The sequence below is a fragment of the Thiothrix winogradskyi genome, assembly GCF_021650935.1.
GTDB classification, from domain to species: domain Bacteria; phylum Pseudomonadota; class Gammaproteobacteria; order Thiotrichales; family Thiotrichaceae; genus Thiothrix; species Thiothrix winogradskyi.
Map to the genome: position 1 here is coordinate 2275599 of NZ_CP091244.1, position 20768 is coordinate 2296366.

The window sequence follows — 20768 nt, forward strand, 5'->3', positions numbered from 1 at the left end:
TATGAGTTTCAACTGGAAACATTATTTCAAGACGTTCAGCCTGAAAGAATTAATGCAGGGCATGGGCGTGACGGGGAAGTATTTCTTCGAGCGTAAGATCACGATTCAGTACCCGGAAGAGAAAACGCCGATTTCTAACCGTTTTCGTGGGCATCACGCGCTGCGGCGTTACCCGAACGGCGAGGAGCGTTGCATTGCCTGCAAATTGTGCGAAGCGGTTTGCCCCGCGCTGGCAATCACGATTGATTTGGAAGAACGCCCGGATGGTACACGCCGTACCACGCGCTATGACATAGATATGTTTAAGTGCATTTACTGCGGTTTCTGTGAAGAAGCCTGCCCGGTGGATGCGATTGTGGAAACCAATATTTTCGAGTATCACTTTGAAAATCGTGGTGAAAATATTCAAACCAAAGACAAATTGCTGGCAATCGGTGACAAGCACGAAGCTGAGATTGCCAAGATGAAAGCCGCTGATGCGCCGTACCGTTAAGGGGATGACATGACATTTGAGCAGATTATCTTTTACCTGTTTTCCGCTGTATTACTGGCAGCGGCAGTGGGGATGGTGACGGTACGCAACCCGGTGTATGCGGCGTTGTGCCTGATTTTGAGCTTTTTCACCAGTGCCGCGTTGTGGTTGCTGTTGGAAGCGGAATTCCTCGGCTTGGTGCTGGTATTGGTGTACGTCGGGGCGGTAATGGTGCTGTTCCTGTTCGTGATTATGATGCTGGACTTGAACACAGACCCGGTGAAAGAGGGACTGGTGAAATACGCGCCTGCTGGATTTTTAGTGGCGGCAGTGATTGCGGTGGAAATGATTATGGTGCTGCAAAGTGCGCCGTTTCAGATTGCGACACCGCTGAACCCGCCTCCGGCGAATAATACCGAAGCCTTGGGTTTAATTTTATACACTGATTATGTTTATCCGTTTGAAATTGCAGCGGTAATTTTGTTGGTGGCAATTATTGCGGCGATTACTTTGACGCTGCGCCGCCGCCCGGATTCGCGTAAACAAGACATTAGCCAACAGGTGCAGGTGAAGCGGGAAGACCGTGTACGTATGGTGAAGATGAAATCCGAAACCAAGGAGCAAGCATGATCCCTTTGTCGCATTTCCTGATTGTGGCGGCCTTGCTGTTTGCGATCAGCATCGCAGGCATGATTCTTAACCGTAAGAATGTGCTGATTTTGTTGATGTGCATCGAGATGATGTTGCTAGCGGTGAACCTGAATTTTATCGCGTTTTCCCATTATTTGGGGGATATGGCAGGGCAGGTGTTCGTGTTCTTTATCCTCACGGTGGCGGCAGCGGAAGCGGCGATTGGTTTGGCGATTTTGGTGGTTTTGTTCCGTAACCGGCGCACGATCAATGTTGAACAACTTGATGCGATGAAGGGGTAAGCGATGGAGGCAATTTATCTGGCTATTCCGCTTGCACCGTTGTTCGGGGCGATTGTTGCGGGGCTATTTGGGAAAAAGATTGGACGCGCAGGGGCGCATTGGGTCACGATTTTGGGCGTGGCGGTGGCATTTTTGCTGTCGGTTTACGTTGCCTATGATGTGATGGGTAATGGCAATACGTATAACGGTACGGTGTATACGTGGGCAGTGATTGCGGATATTCGGTTTGAAATCGGTTTCATGCTGGATAACCTCAGTACGATGATGATGTTGGTGGTTACGTTTGTGTCGTTGATGGTGCATATTTATACGATTGGCTATATGCACGAAGATCCCGGTTATCAGCGTTTCTTCAGTTATATTTCGTTGTTTACCTTTTCGATGCTGATGCTGGTGATGAGTAACAACTTTTTGCAGTTGTTCTTCGGCTGGGAAGCGGTCGGCTTGGTGTCGTATTTGTTGATTGGTTTCTGGTATAAAAAAGACACCGCGATTTACGCGAATATGAAGGCGTTTTTGGTGAATCGGGTGGGAGATTTCGGGTTTTTGCTGGGGATTGCCGTGGTGTTGATGCACTTTGGCACGTTAAATTATGTGGAAGTCTTCGCGGGCGTACCCGGTTTGGTGGGAGCGGAGATAGCGATTGTTGGGGATACTAAGTGGAGTGTGCTGACACTCGCTGCTATTTTATTATTCATCGGGGCAATGGGTAAATCGGCGCAAGTACCTTTGCATGTGTGGCTGCCCGATTCGATGGAAGGCCCCACACCTATTTCAGCATTGATTCATGCGGCAACGATGGTAACGGCAGGTATTTTCATGGTGGCACGGATGTCACCGATTTTTGAAATGTCGGATACTGCGCTGAATCTCATTCTGATTATTGGCGCAACCACTGCGTTCTTTATGGGGCTGATTGGGATTGTGCAGAATGACATTAAGCGGGTGGTGGCGTATTCCACCTTGTCGCAGCTTGGTTATATGACGGTCGCTTTGGGGGCGTCTGCCTATTCAGCGGCAGTATTCCATTTGATGACCCATGCCTTCTTTAAGGCATTGTTATTCTTGGCGGCTGGTTCGGTGATTATAGCGATGCACCATCAGCAGGATATTCGCAAAATGGGTGGCCTGAAAAAGTATATGCCGATTACGTATTGGACGGCTTTAATTGGTTCCTTGGCATTAATTGGCTTCCCTGGTTTCTCTGGTTTCTTCTCTAAAGATTTAATCATTGAAGCGGTGCATGAATCACAGTTGTGGGCGGCTGGTTACGCTTATACGCTGGTATTGTTGGGTGTGTTTGTCACGGCTTTTTACAGTTTCCGTATGTTCTTCTTGGTGTTCCACGGTAAAGAGCGTTTTGACACGCATGATCATGGACACGGTCATGATGATCACGGGCATCATGGGCACGGTGGTAAGCCGCATGAGTCACCGTGGGTGGTGACGATTCCTTTGATTGCTTTAGCGATTCCGTCGATATTTGCGGGGTATCTGTTGGATCCAATGGTAGTTGGTACATTTTTTAAAGATGCAATCTTTGTCAACGATGCGGCACATAACTTTGATCCGGGTTTGAAGAGTTTGCTGTCAGCGCATTTGGCGATTGAGCATATCAGTGCTGCGTACCATGGGGTGATCGGTTTCATTGTACATGGTTTGATGATGCCGCCTTTCTGGTTGGCAATGGCAGGTTTGGCTGCCGCTTGGTTTATTTACCTGAAAGATGATTCACTGGCACGCTGGGCTTATGACAAGTTCCGTTGGCTGCATACCTTGTTGGATCGTAAATATTATTTGGATGATTTTAATCAGAGTGTGTTTGCGAAAGGCTCTGTCAGTCTGGGGAACGGGCTGTGGGCTTTCGGCGAGCGTGTGATGATTGATGGTTTTGTGGTGAATGGCGCAGCAAAAGCAGTCGGATGGCTTTCGGGTTTGATGCGTCATCTTCAGACCGGGTATTTGTATCACTACGCCTTTTCGATGGTGGCAGGCATTCTGTTGATGCTTACTTGGTTTTTGTTTTTCTAATCCCGTTCTGTTGGCTTTAACTGGAATTGCACATGCTTGATTTGCCAATACTGAGTTTGTTGATCTGGTTGCCGATTATCGGTGGCTTGGGTGTATTAATTGTGGGCGATCGTTCTGGCGCTAAACAGTTTGCACTGGGAATTGCGTTACTGACGTTTGTGATCAGCTTGCCCTTGTATACACACTTTACCCCCGGTACTGCTGAGATGCAGTTTGTGGAGCTTATCCCTTGGGTTGAGGCGTTTAACATTAATTACCATCTGGGGGTGGATGGCATTTCCATGCCATTGATTCTGCTGAATACCTTTATTACGGTGATGGTGGTGGTTGCGGGCTGGGAAGTGATTACGTATCGAATTTCCCAATACATGGCAGCTTTTTTGATTATGGCGGGGATTGTCAACGGGGTATTTGCGGCGCTGGATGCGATGCTGTTCTATATCCTGTTTGAGGCAATGCTGATTCCGCTGTTCCTGATCATTGGGATTTGGGGTGGTGCACGTCGGGTGTACGCCACGATTAAGTTTTTCTTGTATACCTTCTTGGGTTCAGTATTTTTGCTGATTAGTTTGATCTACCTGTATCAATTGGGCGGCAGTTTCGCGGTGGCGGATTTGCATAAATTGCCGATTGATATTGTGCCGCAAACTTTAATTTTCTTGTCATTCCTATTGGCTTTCGGGGTGAAGGTACCAATGTGGCCGGTACATACCTGGTTGCCGGATGCGCACGTGGAAGCACCAACGGGTGGTTCAGTAATTTTGGCAGCAATTACGCTGAAAGTAGGTGGTTATGCCTTCTTGCGATTTGCCTTGCCAATCGTGCCTGATGCGGCAGCGCAATTGGATTGGCTGGTGATTTTCATGTCATTGACAGCGGTGGTGTACATCGGCTTTGTGGCATTGGTGCAGCAGGACATGAAAAAGCTGGTGGCTTACTCGTCTATCGCGCACATGGGGTTTGTGACGTTAGGCTTTTTTACGATTTATGGCATTGCCAAGAGCCAGAATGTTGAAGGTGCGATGAGTAGCGCGATCTTGGCGATCCAGGGCGGTATGGTGCAAATGGTTTCGCACGGTTTTATTTCCGGCGCGATGTTCTTGTGTATCGGGGTTTTGTATGACCGGATGCATACCCGTGACATCAATGCCTACGGTGGGGTTGCTAATCAAATGCCGACGTTCGCGGCTTTCTATGTGCTGTTTGCGATGGCGAATACCGGCTTGCCGGGTACGTCGGGGTTTGTGGGTGAATTCATGGTGATTTTGGCAAGTTTCCGCGCGAATCCGTGGATTGCGTTTGCGGCAGCAACGACCTTGATTGTGGGGGCTGCTTATACGCTGTGGCTGGTCAAACGGGTAATGTTTGGTGAAGTGAAAAACGCGGAAGTGGCTGCTTTGCAGGATATTGGGCGACGTGAGTTTTGGATGTTGGCAGTATTGGCGGGTGCGGTATTGTTACTGGGCTTATGGCCTCAACCTTTGACGGATGTGATGGAAGTGTCAATTGAAAATCTGTTGTCTCAGGCGTTGCAGAGTAAGTTGTGCGCTGGGCTTGCGGGGGGGTGCTAATCATGAATATTGCAATTGCACTGCCGGAAATTTTTCTGCTGAGTACGATCTGCCTGATTTTGCTGCTTGGCGTGTTTCTGAGCAAAGATTGTCGCATGGTGACGTATCTATTGACTCAGGTAGCGTTGTTGGCGACTGCCTTATTGGCTTACGGCGCAATGGATGGTCAGAAAGTAACTGGCCTGAATGGTATGTATGTGCGTGATGATTTAGGTGGTGTCCTGAAAGTCAGCATTTTGCTGCTAACGTTTGCAGTATTTGTGTATGCCCGCAAGTATCTGAAAGACACTAATACGTGGATTGGGGAGTTTTTCTTCTTGGCGTTATTTGCCGTGCTTGGCATGTTGGTGATGGTTTCTGCCAATCATTTGCTGGTGATGTATTTGGGATTGGAGTTGCTGGCGTTGTCGATGTATGCCTTGGTGGCATTTAATCGTGATGATGGGCGTTCCTCTGAGGCGGCAATGAAGTATTTTGTGCTGGGGGCGGTTGCTTCTGGTTTGTTGTTGTATGGGATTTCCATGCTGTATGGCTTGAGCGGAAAGCTGGAGTTTGCTGAGGTAATGGTTTACGTCAGTGCGCAAAATGTGCTGGAAAATATTCCGTTGTTGTTTGCGCTGGTCTTTATTGTGGCGGGTATTGCCTTTAAGTTTGGTGCAGTGCCTTTCCATATGTGGGTTCCCGATGTGTATCAGGGAGCGCCGACTGCTGTAACCATGTTTTTGGGGAGTGTGCCGAAACTGGCAGCGTTGGCAATGTTATTGCGGGTACTGGCGGAGTCTATGGGTGCTGCCCAGCCCGGTTGGGCGCAACTGCTCTTGGTGTTTGGGTTGTTGTCGGTATTTTTGGGTAATCTGATCGCGATTGCGCAGTTTAACCTTAAGCGGATGTTGGCTTATTCTACGATTGCGCACATGGGGTTCATTCTGTTGGCGGCGCTGACAGGGACATCGGAAGGTTATTCTGCCGCACTGTTTTACACCATTACTTACGCGATGATGGCTGCGGGTGGTTTTGCTATCCTGATTTTGCTGGGGCGTGAAGGCTTTGAGGCGGAAACGCTGGATGACTTGAAGGGTTTGAACGAGCGCAATCCGTGGTATGCCTTTCTCATGATGGTCTTCTTGTTTTCGATGGCGGGGATTCCGCCAACAGTGGGCTTTTATGCGAAATTGTTCGTCATTGAGTCTGTGATGCAGGCGGGTTATTTGTGGGCTGCGGTGTTCATGGTGTTGATGTCGGTGATCGGGGCGTATTACTACTTACGCGCGATTAAAATGATGTACTTTGATAAGCCGGAACAAACCGCACCGATTCAGGCTGAACTTGATTTTAATGTGCTGATCAGTCTAAATGGCGTACTCATGGTGTTGCTGGGAGTGTTCCCTGGAACGCTAATGGGAATTTGTTCAGCAGCAATGGTCGCTAGTCGTTTATGAGTTTATCCGTTTTGCAGTGGGGCTTTCTAGGTCTCGCGTTGTTATTGGCTAATTTGCCGTGGTTAAGTCAGCGTTGTTTTCTCATTTTGCAATGTGAACGCAAGTCAGCTTGGTTACGTTTGTTGGAATGGTTTGTATTGTACTTCGTCGTGGGTGCTTTGGCATTGTTGCTGGAGCAGCGTGCGATGGGAACCATACACGCTCAGGATTGGGAATTTTACGCCGTTACCTTGTCTTTGTTTTTGGTATTCGCGTTTCCTGGCTTCATTTATCGCCATGTACGTTAATTTCAGGTTTTGTTTCGATAAGGCTTGCAAGGGTTAATCCTTTGCTTTATAGTTCGCTCCTCTGATGCGGGGTGGAGCAGTCTGGCAGCTCGTCGGGCTCATAACCCGAAGGTCGCAGGTTCAAATCCTGCCCCCGCTACCAATTATAAGAAGGCCCCTATCAGGGCCTTTTTTATTATGTGCTACCCAAGAAGGTACCCAAGACGTAATGCAAGAAAGATTAGATACGCTGATTCATACCACTGTCACCGGCCTCGGTTATGATTTGTGGGGTTATGAGTACCGTCCACAAACGGAAAGTGCGTTGTTACGTATCTTCATCGACTCTGAGCAAGGTATTACGGTAGATGACTGCGGACGTGTCAGCAACCAGTTGAGTGCCGCACTCGATGTGGATGACCTGATTCCCGTTGCCTATATTCTTGAAGTATCTTCGCCCGGAATTGACCGGGTGTTATTCATCCCCGCACACTATGCTCTGTATGTAGGCAAGCACATTAAAGTGCGTACCCGTCTGCCGGTGGAAAAACGCCGCAACTTCGTCGGGAAGTTGAAGGATGCGAACGACACCCACATTTCCATGGAAGTGGAAGGCACAGTCTTTGAGATTCCTTACGATGTTATTGATCGTGGGCGAGTTGTTCTGGATATTCGACCTCAGCGCAAGGGCGGTAAACACGCATGAATAAAGAAATTCTCTACGTTGTTGATGCAGTCTCCAATGAAAAAAATGTCAGCAAGGAATTAATTTTCCAGGCAGTAGAAACAGCGTTGGCAATGGCTACCCGTAAACGTTACGGCATGAACATCGATGCACGTGTCTCGGTAAACCGTCAAACCGGGGATTATGAAACCTTCCGCCGCTGGAAAGTGGTGGATGATGAAGCCCCCGATTTTGAAAGCCCTGAACGCCAAATTTTGGAAAGCTATGCCAAAGATCGTGGCTTGAGTGTGGCTATCGGCGATTACGTTGAAGAAGCCATCCCCTCGGTTGAGTTTGGTCGTATTGCGGCACAAACAGCCAAGCAAGTCATTGTTGCCAAGGTGCGTGAGGCTGAGCGTGAGAAAGTGGTTTCCGCGTATCGGGATAAAGTCGGGCATTTGATCATGGGTGTGGTCAAACGTGCTGACCGTAAAGGTATCGTGCTGGACATGGGGGAAAACGCGGAAGCCTTTATTCCCCGTGAAGAAATGATTCCCGGTGAAATGCTGCACGTTGGCGCACGGGTTCGAGGTTATCTGAAGGAAATTCATCAGGACATGCGCGGCCCGCAGATTATTGTCAGCCGTTCGGATGTGAATTTCCTGATTGAGTTGATGAAACTTGAAGTTCCTGAAGTCAGTCAGGAAATGATTGATATAATGGGTGCTGCCCGTGATGCGGGTTCCCGCGCTAAAGTTGCCGTTCGTGCTAACTTGCCGAACATTGATCCGATTGGGGCTTGCGTGGGGATGCGTGGTTCACGTATTCAAACCGTCACTAACGAACTCGGTGGTAAAGAGCGCGTGGACATCGTGCTCTGGAACGAAGACATCGCGACCTACGTGATGAACGCGATGGCTCCTGCTGAAGTACTCTCCATTGTGGTGGATGAGGACAGTAAAAGCATGGACATTGGTGTGGATGGCGAAAAGCTGTCACAAGCCATTGGGCGTGGCGGGCAAAATGTACGCCTTGCCAGCGAACTGACTGGCTGGACACTGAATGTCATGAGCGTGGAAGAAGCCGAAGCCAAGACCCAAGCGGAGCAACAATCCATCATCAACCTGTTCATGGAAAAACTGGATGTTGATGAGGAAGTGGCGGTAATTTTGGTGGAAGAAGGTTTCTCTACACTGGAAGAAGTGGCTTACGTGCCAATTGAAGAATTCATGGCCATTGAAAGCTTTGACGAAACGATTATTAATGAATTGCGTGACCGTGCCCAAACAGCGTTGTTATCGCAAGCCATTTCTCAGGATACCCACTTGCCAGCAGCAGATCTCCTGCACATGGAAGGCATGGATGATACCTTGGCCTTTAAGTTGGCAACCCAGGGCATTTGCACGATGGAAGATCTGGCAGAACAATCCGTGGATGAACTCACGGAATTGGCTGGCATTGATGAGGCGCGTGCTGCCAGTTTGATTATGAAAGCCCGTGAGCCTTGGTTTACGGACGATAAAGCAGAAGCTTAATTCTGCGGGAGGAAGAAATAGATGTCGGACATAGCAGTCAAAAAACTTGCCGAGATAGTCAATGCTCCCGTTGAAGTTCTGCTCAAGCAGTTACAGGACGCAGGTATTCATGTGAATGGCCCTGATGCTTGGATTACTGATGCACAGAAACTGAAATTGTTGGCACATATCCGTCAAGGCACCGCCCCAGTCAGTAGTGGTGGCAACAAAATTACCATTAAACGGCGCTCAACCAGTGAAATGAGCGTGGGTGCAGGTGGTGCGCGTAATAAAACGGTGAACGTTGAAGTTAGGCATAAGAAAACCTTTGCTCCCGGTTCCGTTGCCAAGCCGACCGAGCAGCAGCACGGTGCGGTTGAAGTGCCGCCCAGTAATGGCGCACCTGCTACTGGCGGAGCGCGTTTGAGCCGAACCGAAGAATTGGCGCGTCAGTTATCGGCTGAGCGTCAGGCTCGTGAGTCTGCCGTGCACAAATCCGGGCAGGAGCGTCGCCAAATGGACAGCAAGCGCATGGAGCAACGTCAGGCAGCGCCAACACCATCATCAGCGCCAACACCATCATCAGCGCCAGTACCCCCTGCGTCAGCAGCACCAACACCATCAGCGCCAGTACCCCCAGCGTCAGCAGCACCAACGCCGCCAGCACCAGTCCCTACAACAATGGTCGGTGACACGGTTGTTACGCCAGTGAAACCCGTCACGCCACCTGCTCCAGTTGTTAAGGCTGAGGTGCTTACCCCAAAACCTGAGGTGGTCACTCCAAAACCTGAGGCTATTGTACCTGTTGTCAAGCCGGTAGCGGCATCCCCCGTTAAAGTAGCTGCACCACCTGCAATACCGGTCGCTGCCAACCCTTCCGGTGCTGAATTAACGGAAAATTTAAGTGCGCGTGAGCAACGTGACGTTGTTGCTGCTGCTGCACGTGAAGAAGCAGCAACAGCGCTGAAGCGCCGCCCTTCAAAGTTGAAGCCTAAGCCAACGCTTGCGCCGCGAGAAGTGGCTGATGTTAGCGAGCCTGAAGCAGAAAAACCGATTGTTGCCGATGTCGTTGTTGAGAAATACACAGAGACGGTAACGCCTGATGATAAGCGTATTGACAAAAAACCCTCCAAAACTAAAGTGGCAGGGCGTGGCGGACGTGAAGAGTTGCATGTTCCCGCAGCAGGTGGCGGTCGTCCCGGTAAAAAGAAAGGCGGCGGCGGGCGGCGTGATGCTTTCAAGCCTGATCCACGGCAGCAGCAAAGTAACGCCAAACACGGTTTTGAAAAACCAACCGCGCCGGTTGTCAAGGAAATCGAGATTCCAACGACTATCGTTGTATCTGACTTGGCGCAAAAGTTAGCTATTCGTGCCACCGACATCATCAAGGCGATGATGAAAATGGGCATGATGATGACCATCAACCAGGCCATCGACCAAGATACCGCGATTCTGGTGACAGAAGAGTTAGGCCACAAAGCCAAGCCGATGCAGGAAATGGATGATGCGGCATTGTTGGCGGCGATGATCGGGCAGGATGCCACCGAATACAAAGCAGAGCCGCGCCCACCTGTCGTTACCATCATGGGTCACGTTGACCATGGTAAGACATCCTTGCTCGACTATATCCGTAAAACACGGGTAGCAGCCGGTGAAGCGGGGGGGATTACCCAGCATATTGGCGCTTACCACGTCGACACGGATCATGGCACGGTCACTTTCCTTGATACACCGGGGCATCAGGCGTTTACCCAAATGCGTGAACGTGGTGCAAAAGTCACCGATATTATTATCCTGATCGTTGCCGCCGATGACGGTGTAATGCCACAGACCAAAGAAGCCATCAAGCACGCGAAAGCGGCAGGTGTGCCAATGGTGGTGGCGATTAACAAAATCGACAAACAAGGTGCAGACATTGACCGGGTACTGAGCGAGCTTTCCCAGCATGAGGTGAATACCGAAGCGTGGGGTGGTGATGTACCGGTTGTGCAAATTTCTGCAAAAACCGGGCAGGGCATTGACGCTTTGTTGGAAACCTTGTTGTTAGTTGCCGAAGTGCAGGAATTGACTGCGCCTGTGGATGCGCCTGCTACCGGTCACGTGATCGAAGCCAGTATCGAGAAAGGTCGCGGTGCGGTTGCTACCGTTTTAGTGCGTAGTGGTACTTTGCGTCGCGGTGATTTGCTGCTGTGCGGTTCCGAATACGGCAAAGTTCGGGCGATGTTCGACGAAAACGGTCGTCCGGTGAAAGAGGCTGGACCATCCATTCCGGTTGCGGTACTTGGTCTTTCCGCTGCACCTGAAGCGGGCGATGAAGTCGTGGTGCTGAACGATGAGCGCAAGGCGCGTGAAATTGCGGAATTGCGCCGTGAAAAACAACGTGATACCCGTTTTGCTGCCCAGCATGTGAGCAAGTCAGAAGACTTCTTCACGCAAGTGAAGGCGAGTGAACGTGCGCAGGTTAACGTGTTGATCAAAGCGGATGTACAGGGCAGTGTGGAAGCATTGCGTAATGAATTGCTCAATCTTTCAACCGATGAGGTCGAAGTACGGGTGGTGGCTGCTGGCGTGGGTGGCATTAGTGCCAGCGACGTTGATTTGGCGATGGCATCCAAAGCGACCATGATTGCGTTCAATGTGCGTACCGATGCTACCGCGCGTAAAACCGCTGCGGACAACGGTGTTACGATTCGTTATTACAGCATCATTTACGAAGTCATCGACGACATTAAGTCGGTCATGAGTGGTCTGTTGTCGCCGGAAGTGCGTGAAGTCTTTGTCGGTTTGGCAGAAGTGCGCGATGTCTTCCGTTCTTCGGCATTGGGTCAGGTTGCCGGTTGCTTGGTGGTCGATGGTGCCATGCGCCGTAGCCTGCCGATTCGCGTGTTGCGTGATAATGTGGTGATTTTCAACGGCGAGTTGGAATCCTTACGCCGCCACCGTGATGACGTGAAAGAAGTCCACATGGGGACAGAGTGCGGTATCGCGGTCAAAGACTACAACGATGTGCGCAAAGGCGATAACATCGAATGTTACGAACGTGTCGAAGTGGCGCGGAAGATTTAAGCTATGCCCAGTCATCATTCACGCCCTCAAGGTTTTGCCCGTGCTGATCGGGTCGGCGAACAAATCCGCCGCGATTTGGCTATCCTGATTCGCGATCGGGTGAAAGATCCGCGCGTTGGGATGATAACGTTGCTGGATGTGGAGGTTTCCAAAGATTTCGCCCACGCTAAAATCTGGTTCGATGCTTTGCAAGCCGACCAGGGTTTAGAGGCGCAGGAAGCCCTGAACCATGCCGCCGGTTTCTTGCGGCGTGAATTGGGGCATTTGCTGAAATTGAGGATGACCCCGGCATTGCACTTCTTTTACGACGATACCCAAACCAAGGGTAATGCCTTGTCGGCGCTGATTGCTAAAGCCGTTGCTTCTGACCGTCATGATGATGACGCGGCTGATGCGAATAATGGCACGGCTACCCCTTGAGTAAGCGGCGTTTTCGCAAACTGAATGGCATTTTATTGCTGGATAAGGGCTTAGGCGTATCCAGCAATAAAGCGTTACAAGATGCACGTTTCCTGTTTCAGGCGGAAAAAGCTGGGCATACCGGCAGTCTCGATCCGCTGGCTTCCGGTATGTTACCGGTGTGTTTTGGTGAAGCCACCAAAGTGTCTGCTTTTCTGCTCGATTCTGATAAGCGTTATCTCACCACAGCAACCTTGGGGTATGTGAGTACCACGGGTGATGCGGAAGGTGAAAAGCTCAATCCGCGCCCCATTCCTGAGATTACCGATGCGTTGCTGGAAACGGTGCTGGCGCAATTCCGTGGTGAGATTAGCCAAATTCCACCGATGTATTCCGCGCTGAAAAAAGACGGGCAACCGCTTTATAAGCTGGCGCGTCAAGGTGTGGAAGTGGAACGTGCCGCACGTGCCGTGACGATTCATGCCTTGCAAGTGCTGTCACGTACCCCCGATTCGCTGACGTTGGATGTGACGTGCAGCAAAGGCACGTATATCCGCACACTGGTGGAAGACATCGGTGAAAAGCTGGGGTGTGGGGCGTATGTTTCGATGTTGCGGCGTGAAGCGGTTGAGCCGTTTGGGGCATTGCGCATGTACACGTTGGAAGAATTACGGGCATTGGCGGAACCTGACCCTGAGGCTTTGGATGCGTTGCTGTTGCCGTTGGATGCTGCCTTGCCGCACATACCCGCTCTTACCTTGGCTGAAGCCGTGATTGTGCGCTTACGTCAGGGACAAAAGGTGCGTACCGACGATGCTGATGCCGAACTGCTGCGTTTGTACAGCGAATCCGGCGAATTCATCGGCTTGGGTGAAGCCAGCAATGGGGTGATTATTCCCCGGCGTTTATTGGCGTACACGCCTGCCTCACCTGTTGCTTAAGGTTGTCACGCTCATCACTTTTTGCGAATATTGACGATGGTTTTGCAATGCGGGAAGCCACTGCATCCCCAAAATATTCCGTATTTACCTTCACGTTTGACCATGTGCTTGCCACAAGCAGGGCAGATCTGGCTTGCGCTAACGGTTTCCTGTGCAGGCGTAGCTTGAGGCGATGGCGTTTCCGGTGAGGTTTCCGGTAATGTGCCCACGCTGGCTTTGGCACGTGCCAGCACTTTGTGCAGCCAGTTTTGCTGCTTTTCCATGAATTGTTCCAGCAACATCTCGCCGCTGGCGACGGCTTCGAGCGCTTGTTCCCAGGCGGCAGTCAGGGCGGGGTCTTTCACCGCATTGGGTAACATGCCGATCAGGGAAATGCCTTTGGGCGTGGCGCGTAGGTTTTTCTTTTTGCCTTCGCGCTCCAGCAATTTGCGTTGTAACAGCGTTTCGATAATCCCAGCACGAGTGGCTTCGGTGCCAATTCCGGCGTTTTCTTTGAGAATCGCTTTGAGTTTGGGGTTCTCAACGTGTTTGGCAATGCCTTTCATGGCTTGAATAAGTGTGCCTTCGGTGTAGGGCGCGGGCGGTTTGGTTTGGCGTTTGAGGCATTCGGTGTCTTGAATCAACACCGTATCCCCCACGTTCAATTGGGGTAAGGCTTGCGTGTCGGCATTAGCGGTTACGTTGCTGGTGTCACCGGGTTCTTGGTAGGCAATTTTCCAGCCTGCTACACGGTCAACCCGCCCCGATGCGCGGAATTTATAGCCTAAGCATTCCAGTTCGATCACGCTTTGGTCGTATTCGTAAGCAGGGAAAAATTGCGCCAAATAACGTTTGCGAATCAAGTCGTAGATAAAGAATTCAGTTTCTGACAGGCGTTCAATGCTGCCTTTGGCGGCGGTGGGAATGATGCCGTGGTGTGCGGTAATTTTGCTGTCATCCCACGCTTTGCTTTTGCGGTCAGGGTTGGCTTGCGCGACTAATTCGGAAAAATTGCGGTCTGTTTGGGTCAGTGCTTGGAAGACTGCTACGGCATCCGCGTGTTGGGACACGGGTAAATAGCCGCAATCGGTACGTGGGTAGGTGGTGAGTTTGTGGGTTTCGTATAAGGCTTGTGCCACATCCAGCACTTGTTTGGCGCTCATGCCCCAGCGTCGTGACGCTTCCACTTGTAAGCCGGAAAGCTCGTAGGGCAACGGTGCATTCTGGCGTTTGCGTTCAGTGTCGCAGCACAGCACCTTGGCATCCTGCCCCTTACAGCTTGTTGCCACCTGTTCGGCTAACTGGCTGTCTAGGCAGCGTCCTTCCTCGTCAATGCTTTGCTGCCCTTTTTGCGGAAGCCAGTTGGCTTTGAAGGTTTGTTCAGCAGCATCGGGCAGGCACGCGGCAGTCACATCCCAGTAATCCAGTGGCACGAAATGTTTAATCTGGGCATCGCGATCCACCACCAACCGTAGCGTGGGGGTTTGCACACGCCCGACACTCAACGCCCCGCTTTTTCCAGTCAGTTGCCCGTTGTATTGCGCGGCTAAGGTATAGGCACGGCTCAAATTCATGCCCACTAGCCAGTCTGCCCGGCTGCGTGCCAAGCCTGCTTGATACAGGGATGCAGTTGCCTCGCCGGGTTTGAGTTGCGCTAAGGCTTTGCGAATGCTGGCATCATCCAGAGCGGATAACCACAGGCGCGAAATTTGACCGTAATAACGGCACATTTCGAGCACTTCACGCGCAATCATTTCCCCTTCGCGATCCGCATCCGTGGCAATGACGACGTGTTGGGTTTTGGTGAGCAGGGTCTTGATGACTTTGAACTGTTTTGCACCGGATTTTTTTACATCCAGTTTCCACTGTTGCGGCAAAATGGGCAGGGAGGCAAAATTCCAGCGCTTGTATTGCTCACCATAAGCATCCGGTTCTGCTTGTTCCAATAAATGACCAAAGCACCAAGTGACGATAATCCCCTGACCTTGTAAAAAGCCATCACCACGCCCACTTGCACCCAACACGCGGGCAATATCCCGCGCTTGGCTAGGTTTTTCACACAAGTACAGCATGGTTATTAATAGTTAAGTGGTTCATCGCCTGCATCATAGGCATTTCCGGGGACTGCGGCAAACGTGTTGTTAAATTATTGTTAAATGAATTTTCTGTGAAGACTTTTATTTTGTGGTTATGCCTGTTATCCTGTCAGCACATCCCGCTGATCCGGCTACGTCCATTAATCCGTATAGTTTCCGACGATTTTTGGATTAAATGCATCCAATAATATCAAAAGCTGAATTCAGCTAAGCGCAATCATGAATAAGTCGCAATATAGCGTCCCTGTTTAAATATGTCAGTTGAGGCAATGAATGAGTAAGAAACCTGCTTCAGGAAGTTTCGATATTATCCTGGATATGGAGCACGTGGGCGGTAGAGATAATCTGTGTTTGTCCTTTGGATCTGGGCTGTTCAGAAAGTTAGGCTGGGGATCGGGGGACTGGCTGGCGTTTGATACCAGTGAAACCGGGCAGATTTCTTTTAAGCAAGTGGCGGAACCATCGGAAACCGCTTTCAATCTGAGAAAAATCAAACTTCAATCAGGCTTTTATAAAATCTGCTTTTATTCACCCTTATATACCTTTCCTAAAGCAGTCGAATTATCCAAAGAAAAAGCCTCATTTAATGCCAATACCTGGACACTAACCCTGCATATTCCAGATGACTATCACGTTTCTCAAGTTCCAGAGATTCCGCCGGTGCGTACTTTAAGTGTTGCTGATATAGCGGCTGCTTTTAGTAAGTTATAATACGCGGGATTATGCGCAATAAATCAACGTCGTTTCAGAATGACGAGATGTTGCATATCCAGCTCGAAACACACCGTTTCCCCAATGGCGTATTCTTGATGACTGGGTGCCAGTGCGAGAATTTGGCTGTTATCGGCTAAACCCAACACATACAGGTATTCTGCGCCGCGAAATACACGTGAAACCACCTTGGCTTTACGGGGTGCATCGGCAACCAATTTCAGGTCATCAGGGCGAATCAGGACATCAACCGGACAATTAGGCACACAGTCGAATGGCACTTCACCCTTGACAGCACCCAGTAAGGTGGAAACGGTGTCATGATTCAACACTGTGCCGGTAATCAACGCCCCCTGCCCAATAAATCCCGCCACAAATTGATTCACAGGGGTATGGTATAAATTATAACCTGTATCCCATTGCTGCAAACGCCCGCTTTGCAACACGCCAATTTCATCTGCCATTGCAAACGCTTCGTGCTGGTCGTGCGTGACCAGAATCGCCGTCATGCCTTCGCGCTTGAGAATATCGCGCACTTCCCGTGCTAACATTTCGCGCAATTCCACGTCTTGGCTACCAAACGGTTCATCTAGTAACAGTAAGCGTGGTTGTGGCGCAAGGGCGCGTGCCAAGGCAATTCGTTGCTGCTGTCCGCCAGAAAGTTCGTGTGGGTAACGCTTTTCATATCCCGGCAAGTTCACCAACTCCAGCAATTCCGCCACACGCCGCACTTTATCTTTGCCCGACTGTTTGCGAATCCCGAAGGTGATATTGTCAGCAATGCTCAGGTGCGGAAACAGCGCGTAATCCTGAAACACCATGCCGATATTGCGTTTTTCCGGCGGCAAATGTACATCGGGCGCACTGATTACCTGATCTTTGAGCGTGATCGTGCCACGAGTAACAGGCTCGAAACCGGCAATTGCCCGCAGCAAGGTCGTCTTGCCACAGCCACTTGGCCCTAGCAAACAACCGATTTGCCCGTCTTCCACCGTCAGATTGACATCGTGTACCACCGCATTGCTACCGTATTCGATGTGAATGTTTTGTAGGATTAACTTGCTCATCAATGTTCCCCAGCCCGCGATTTGCTAATCGAACGACTCAATAAAATCACCGGAATAATCCCCGCCGCCACAATCATTAGCGACGGCAAACCCGCATCCGCCAGCCGTTCATCCGAAGCCAATTCATACGCCCGCACTGCCAGCGTATTGAAATTGAACGGGCGCAAAATCAGCGTGGCAGGCAATTCTTTCAGTACATCCACAAACACCAGCAAAATCGCGGTGAGTAACGAGCCTTTCATCAACGGCAAATGCAGCCGCCGCAACACACCCAAGGGACTCAAGCCCAGCGAACGCCCCGCATTATCCAGCGTCGGTTTGATCTTGCCCAAACCCGCTTCCACCGTTTGCAGCGACACCGCTAAAAAGCGCACGTTGTAGGCAAATAGCAGCGTAAACAGCGTGCCACTCAGCAACAATCCCACGTTGCTGTCGAAAAATTGCTTGCTCAGATGGTTGAGTTGCGTATCCGCCCACGCAAACGGAATCAGCACCCCAATCGCAATCACCGTCCCCGGAATTGCATAACCCATTGCCGCAATCCGCGACGCAATGCTGACCAGCGGATCATTATTCAGCCGTTTGCCATAACCCAGAATCAATGCCAGCAATAGCGCGAATACCGCCGCCAAACTCGCCAGCATCAAGCTGTGCCATACCAGATTAATGAAATCGCTATCCAGCCCCTTGCTGGCAACTTTAATGCTCCAATGCAGCAATTGCCCCACCGGAATCACAAACCCCAGCAGCAAGGGCAGGGCGCACACCAACACCGCCGCCACTGCCGTCCAGCCGCGCAAACGGAATTTCGGAATGCGCGAATATTTGCTGGAGGTATGGTGATACCGCGCCCGACTCCGCGACCAACGTTCCAACAGAATCAGCACAAACACAAACCCCATCAGCAACGCTGCCAATTGCGAAGCCGCCGCGTGATCGCCCAAGCCAAACCAAGTACGGAAAATGCCTGTAGTAAAGGTCGATACGCCGAAATATTGCACCGTGCCAAAATCTGCCAACGTTTCCATCAACGCCAACGACAAGCCGGTAATAATCGCCGGACGCGCCAAGGGCAACGCCACCCGAAAGAAACTTTGCCATTGGTTTGAACCCAAGGTGCGGCTTACTTCCAGCACACAAATTGACTGTTCCAGAAACGCTGCCCGCGCCAACAAATACACATACGGGAACAGCACGAGTGAAAGCATGGTGATTGCGCCACCAAGGGAACGCACATTCGGGAAGTAATAATCGCCGTAACCCCAACCCGTGAGGTCGCGCAATAAGGTTTGTACCGGGCCGGAAAAATCCAGCATCCCGGTGTAGGTGTAGGCAATAATGTAAGCGGGCATTGCCATTGGTAATAGCAATGCCCATTCAAACAGCCGCCGTCCCGGAAATTCGCACATGCTGTTTAGCCACGCCACTGGAAGCCCTAGCAGCAATACACCAAACCCCACGCCCAATACCAGCCACAGCGTATTTAGCAAATAATCGGTGAGGACTGTTTCGCGCAAATGCTGCCAAACGTCGGGCGCAGGCACGAACACATAGCCGAATACCGCGAGGATCGGCAAAGCAGTAAGGAGTGCCATGCTTAGCAGCACGGCACGCCATAACAGAGGTTTTATTTCCAACCAGCTTTATCCAAAATTTTGACCGCTTCTGCGTTGTTTTTTCCAAGTTCGGACAAGTTTACGCTATCCGCTTTGAATTCGCCCCAGCCTTTGAGCATTTCGCTAGGCGCTATATTCGCTTTCACAGGGTATTCCTGATTGGCTTCTGCGTACCATTTTTGTGACTCGTCATTAACCAAAAATTCCATCAGTTTGATCGCGTTGTCCTTATTTTTGGCCGTTTTAGTCACTGCTGCACCGCTGATATTGATGTGTACGCCACGATCACCTTCGGCTTGATTGGGCCAGAAGATCGCGACTTTTTCCGCAGCAGCTTTTTCTTCTGCTTCGTCACTGACCAGCATTTGCCCGTAATAATACGTGTTAGCAAGGGCGATGTCACATTGTCCTGATGCTGCCGCTTTGATCTGATCACGATCACCGCCTTCGGGGGGGCGTGCGAAGTTTTTCACGATGCCGTCTGCCCATGCCTGTGCTTTTTCTGTTCCTACAGTGGTAATCATGGAACCGATCATGGATTGGTTATAGATATTGTCGGAAGAACGTACACAAATACGACCTTTCCATTTAGGGTCAGCTAAATCTTCGTAGGTGGAAAGTTCTTCTGGTTTTATGTTGTCTTTTGCATAGAAAATCGGGCGAGCGCGAGAGGTTAAACCAAACCATTGATTGTCAGGGTCACGCAAGGCTGCGGGAATATCTTGTTGCAGTATAGCCGATTCCACAGGCTGCGTTAGTTGCATTGCGACTGCACGGTGGAGGCGTCCGGCATCAGCGGTCATGAGTAAATCAGCGGGAGTATTTTCACCTTCGAGTTTGAGGCGTTCCAAGAGCGCATCGTCTTTGCCGGTAACGAGATTGACGTTGATGCCGGTTTGTTCGGTAAATTTGTCAAACAGCGGCTTGATCAGTTGTTCCTTGCGAGCGGAATAGACATTGACTTCACCACCAGCCAGCACGGGAGTAGCAATGCTGGCAACCAGTAATGACAGGGCGATTTGCTTGAACATGGGGTCTGCCTTCGATTTGAATAAGAAAGATTCGCATTATCCACAATGCACATGATAATGCAAGCAGTTCTCATTTTATTGTGTACTTGGGTGTTGTATTATGAAGTTGGCTTCTTAGTGTTATGAAAGAGGAAAAACAATATGATTTTCAGACAGCTTTTTGAGCAAGACTCCAGCACTTACACCTACCTACTGGCTTGTGAACAGTCGGGCGAGTGCGTGCTGATTGACCCGGTGATCGACACGGTTGAGCGCGATCTGGCGGTATTGCAGGCATTGGGCTTGAAGCTGACCTACACGTTGGAAACCCATATGCACGCCGACCACCTGACCGGGGCGCGTAAATTTCGGGCTTACACCGGCAGTAAAATCGTCGTTCCAGCGATGGATAAACTGGCTTGCGCAGACTTGGGGGTAGAGGAAAATCAGGTGTTCCGGGTGGGGCAAATTGAGTTGCACCCGCTGTTTACACCGGGGCATACGGGGCATCACCACGCTTACCTGCTGGATAATGGGATGCAAAAAATCCTGTTTTCAGGTGATGCGCTGTTGATTGAAGCCTGCGGGCGCACGGATTTCCAATCGGGTGATCCCGTCAGCTTGTACCAGAGCATTACCGAGAAATTTTTTACCTTGCCCAATGAAACCTTGGTCTACCCAGCGCATGATTATGAAGGTCGGCAGATTACTACCATCGGACAGGAAAAAAATCGTAATCCGCGTGTGGGTAACAACACCTCGCAGGAAGCGTTTGTCGCCATCATGAACGGGCTGAATTTACCCTACCCACGCAAGATTGATTTCGCCGTGCCGGGTAATGAGTTGTGTGGGGAATGCCCTGACAATGTGCCGGAGCAGTATCGTGGTGCTTGTGAGATTGTGCAGTTGCCGCCGGAATTGCGTCGGGCGGTGAAAGCGGGCGATCAGGGGTAATGCTACGATATGATGCATTATTCATCTGATTCATCCTGAA

General features: G+C 50.6%; 18 protein-coding genes and 1 tRNA gene. 15 read left to right on the forward strand and 4 right to left on the reverse strand.

The features are described 5' to 3' along the window. Position 1: 1 nt before the first annotated feature. From nuoI to truB, 13 genes are all read left to right on the forward strand, one after another. Positions 2–493 (forward strand): NADH-quinone oxidoreductase subunit NuoI, encoded by a 492-nt coding sequence (gene nuoI, locus L2Y54_RS11635; RefSeq protein ID WP_093069530.1) that lies wholly within the window; start codon positions 2–4, stop codon positions 491–493. A 9-nt stretch (positions 494–502) separates the two neighbouring features. Continuing rightward, positions 503–1102 (forward strand): NADH-quinone oxidoreductase subunit J, encoded by a 600-nt coding sequence (locus L2Y54_RS11640; protein ID WP_236496279.1) that lies wholly within the window; start codon positions 503–505, stop codon positions 1100–1102. After that, complete coding sequence (gene nuoK, locus L2Y54_RS11645) at positions 1099–1404, forward strand: NADH-quinone oxidoreductase subunit NuoK (RefSeq protein WP_093069533.1); 306 nt, start codon at positions 1099–1101, stop codon at positions 1402–1404. Before L2Y54_RS11640 ends, nuoK begins: the two co-directional genes overlap by 4 nt. A 3-nt stretch (positions 1405–1407) precedes the next feature. Next, complete coding sequence (gene nuoL / locus L2Y54_RS11650; protein ID WP_236496280.1) at positions 1408–3435, forward strand: NADH-quinone oxidoreductase subunit L; 2028 nt, start codon at positions 1408–1410, stop codon at positions 3433–3435. Positions 3436–3467: 32 nt separating this feature from the next. After that, entirely contained in the window at positions 3468–5006 is a 1539-nt protein-coding gene (locus tag L2Y54_RS11655; protein WP_236496281.1) for an NADH-quinone oxidoreductase subunit M, read from the forward strand. 2 nt (positions 5007–5008) lie between these two features. Then, entirely contained in the window at positions 5009–6445 is a 1437-nt protein-coding gene (nuoN, locus tag L2Y54_RS11660) for an NADH-quinone oxidoreductase subunit NuoN (protein ID WP_236496282.1), read from the forward strand. Further along, on the forward strand, positions 6442–6732 hold the full coding sequence (locus L2Y54_RS11665) for a DUF2818 family protein (protein ID WP_236496283.1): 291 nt from the start codon (positions 6442–6444) through the stop codon (positions 6730–6732). Before nuoN ends, L2Y54_RS11665 begins: the two co-directional genes overlap by 4 nt. Before the next feature lie 65 nt (positions 6733–6797). After that, positions 6798–6874, forward strand: a tRNA-Met gene (locus tag L2Y54_RS11670). A gap of 66 nt (positions 6875–6940) precedes the next feature. Continuing rightward, positions 6941–7417: a ribosome maturation factor RimP gene (rimP, locus tag L2Y54_RS11675; protein ID WP_236496284.1), complete on the forward strand. Its 477-nt coding sequence runs from the start codon at positions 6941–6943 to the stop codon at positions 7415–7417. Beyond that, positions 7414–8910, forward strand: a complete 1497-nt coding sequence (gene nusA / locus L2Y54_RS11680; RefSeq protein ID WP_236496285.1) for a transcription termination factor NusA — start codon at positions 7414–7416, stop codon at positions 8908–8910. Before rimP ends, nusA begins: the two co-directional genes overlap by 4 nt. Positions 8911–8931: 21 nt before the next feature. Then, complete coding sequence (gene infB / locus L2Y54_RS11685; RefSeq protein ID WP_236496286.1) at positions 8932–11955, forward strand: translation initiation factor IF-2; 3024 nt, start codon at positions 8932–8934, stop codon at positions 11953–11955. A 3-nt stretch (positions 11956–11958) separates the two neighbouring features. Further along, on the forward strand, positions 11959–12375 hold the full coding sequence (rbfA, locus tag L2Y54_RS11690; protein WP_236496287.1) for a 30S ribosome-binding factor RbfA: 417 nt from the start codon (positions 11959–11961) through the stop codon (positions 12373–12375). Next, positions 12372–13295 carry a tRNA pseudouridine(55) synthase TruB gene (truB, locus tag L2Y54_RS11695; RefSeq protein WP_236496288.1) on the forward strand — a complete coding sequence of 308 codons (924 nt, stop codon included), beginning with the start codon at positions 12372–12374 and terminating at the stop codon, positions 13293–13295. Before rbfA ends, truB begins: the two co-directional genes overlap by 4 nt. Positions 13296–13309: 14 nt before the next feature. On the opposite strand, the gene L2Y54_RS11700 is transcribed toward truB, so the two are convergent. Next, positions 13310–15346 carry a DNA topoisomerase III gene (locus L2Y54_RS11700; protein ID WP_236496289.1) on the reverse strand — a complete coding sequence of 679 codons (2037 nt, stop codon included), beginning with the start codon at positions 15344–15346 and terminating at the stop codon, positions 13310–13312. A 297-nt stretch (positions 15347–15643) separates the two neighbouring features. Here L2Y54_RS11700 and L2Y54_RS11705 point away from each other — a divergent pair, with 297 nt between their 5' ends. Continuing rightward, on the forward strand, positions 15644–16081 hold the full coding sequence (locus L2Y54_RS11705; RefSeq protein WP_236496290.1) for a hypothetical protein: 438 nt from the start codon (positions 15644–15646) through the stop codon (positions 16079–16081). A gap of 23 nt (positions 16082–16104) precedes the next feature. Here L2Y54_RS11705 and L2Y54_RS11710 read toward each other — a convergent pair whose 3' ends face one another. From L2Y54_RS11710 to L2Y54_RS11720, 3 genes are read right to left on the reverse strand one after another with little or no spacing between them, the layout of a single operon-like run. After that, entirely contained in the window at positions 16105–17148 is a 1044-nt protein-coding gene (locus L2Y54_RS11710) for an ABC transporter ATP-binding protein (RefSeq protein ID WP_236496291.1), read from the reverse strand. Next, complete coding sequence (locus tag L2Y54_RS11715) at positions 17148–18743, reverse strand: ABC transporter permease (RefSeq protein WP_236502028.1); 1596 nt, start codon at positions 18741–18743, stop codon at positions 17148–17150. Before L2Y54_RS11715 ends, L2Y54_RS11710 begins: the two co-directional genes overlap by 1 nt. Before the next feature lie 32 nt (positions 18744–18775). Continuing rightward, complete coding sequence (locus L2Y54_RS11720; RefSeq protein WP_236496292.1) at positions 18776–19795, reverse strand: Fe(3+) ABC transporter substrate-binding protein; 1020 nt, start codon at positions 19793–19795, stop codon at positions 18776–18778. A gap of 141 nt (positions 19796–19936) precedes the next feature. Here L2Y54_RS11720 and L2Y54_RS11725 point away from each other — a divergent pair, with 141 nt between their 5' ends. Beyond that, positions 19937–20728 carry an MBL fold metallo-hydrolase gene (locus L2Y54_RS11725; protein ID WP_236496293.1) on the forward strand — a complete coding sequence of 264 codons (792 nt, stop codon included), beginning with the start codon at positions 19937–19939 and terminating at the stop codon, positions 20726–20728. The last annotated feature ends 40 nt before the right edge of the window (positions 20729–20768 follow it).

Coding starts and splice junctions, on each gene's coding strand:
- nuoI (WP_093069530.1), top strand. CDS start 2: ATGAGTTTCAACTGGAAACATTATTTCAAGACGTTCAGCCTGAAAGAA.
- L2Y54_RS11640 (WP_236496279.1), top strand. CDS start 503: ATGACATTTGAGCAGATTATCTTTTACCTGTTTTCCGCTGTATTACTG.
- nuoK (WP_093069533.1), top strand. CDS start 1,099: ATGATCCCTTTGTCGCATTTCCTGATTGTGGCGGCCTTGCTGTTTGCG.
- nuoL (WP_236496280.1), top strand. CDS start 1,408: ATGGAGGCAATTTATCTGGCTATTCCGCTTGCACCGTTGTTCGGGGCG.
- L2Y54_RS11655 (WP_236496281.1), top strand. CDS start 3,468: ATGCTTGATTTGCCAATACTGAGTTTGTTGATCTGGTTGCCGATTATC.
- nuoN (WP_236496282.1), top strand. CDS start 5,009: ATGAATATTGCAATTGCACTGCCGGAAATTTTTCTGCTGAGTACGATC.
- L2Y54_RS11665 (WP_236496283.1), top strand. CDS start 6,442: ATGAGTTTATCCGTTTTGCAGTGGGGCTTTCTAGGTCTCGCGTTGTTA.
- rimP (WP_236496284.1), top strand. CDS start 6,941: ATGCAAGAAAGATTAGATACGCTGATTCATACCACTGTCACCGGCCTC.
- nusA (WP_236496285.1), top strand. CDS start 7,414: ATGAATAAAGAAATTCTCTACGTTGTTGATGCAGTCTCCAATGAAAAA.
- infB (WP_236496286.1), top strand. CDS start 8,932: ATGTCGGACATAGCAGTCAAAAAACTTGCCGAGATAGTCAATGCTCCC.
- rbfA (WP_236496287.1), top strand. CDS start 11,959: ATGCCCAGTCATCATTCACGCCCTCAAGGTTTTGCCCGTGCTGATCGG.
- L2Y54_RS11700 (WP_236496289.1), bottom strand. CDS start 15,346: ATGCTGTACTTGTGTGAAAAACCTAGCCAAGCGCGGGATATTGCCCGC.
- L2Y54_RS11705 (WP_236496290.1), top strand. CDS start 15,644: ATGAGTAAGAAACCTGCTTCAGGAAGTTTCGATATTATCCTGGATATG.
- L2Y54_RS11710 (WP_236496291.1), bottom strand. CDS start 17,148: ATGAGCAAGTTAATCCTACAAAACATTCACATCGAATACGGTAGCAAT.
- L2Y54_RS11715 (WP_236502028.1), bottom strand. CDS start 18,743: ATGGCACTCCTTACTGCTTTGCCGATCCTCGCGGTATTCGGCTATGTG.
- L2Y54_RS11720 (WP_236496292.1), bottom strand. CDS start 19,795: ATGTTCAAGCAAATCGCCCTGTCATTACTGGTTGCCAGCATTGCTACT.
- L2Y54_RS11725 (WP_236496293.1), top strand. CDS start 19,937: ATGATTTTCAGACAGCTTTTTGAGCAAGACTCCAGCACTTACACCTAC.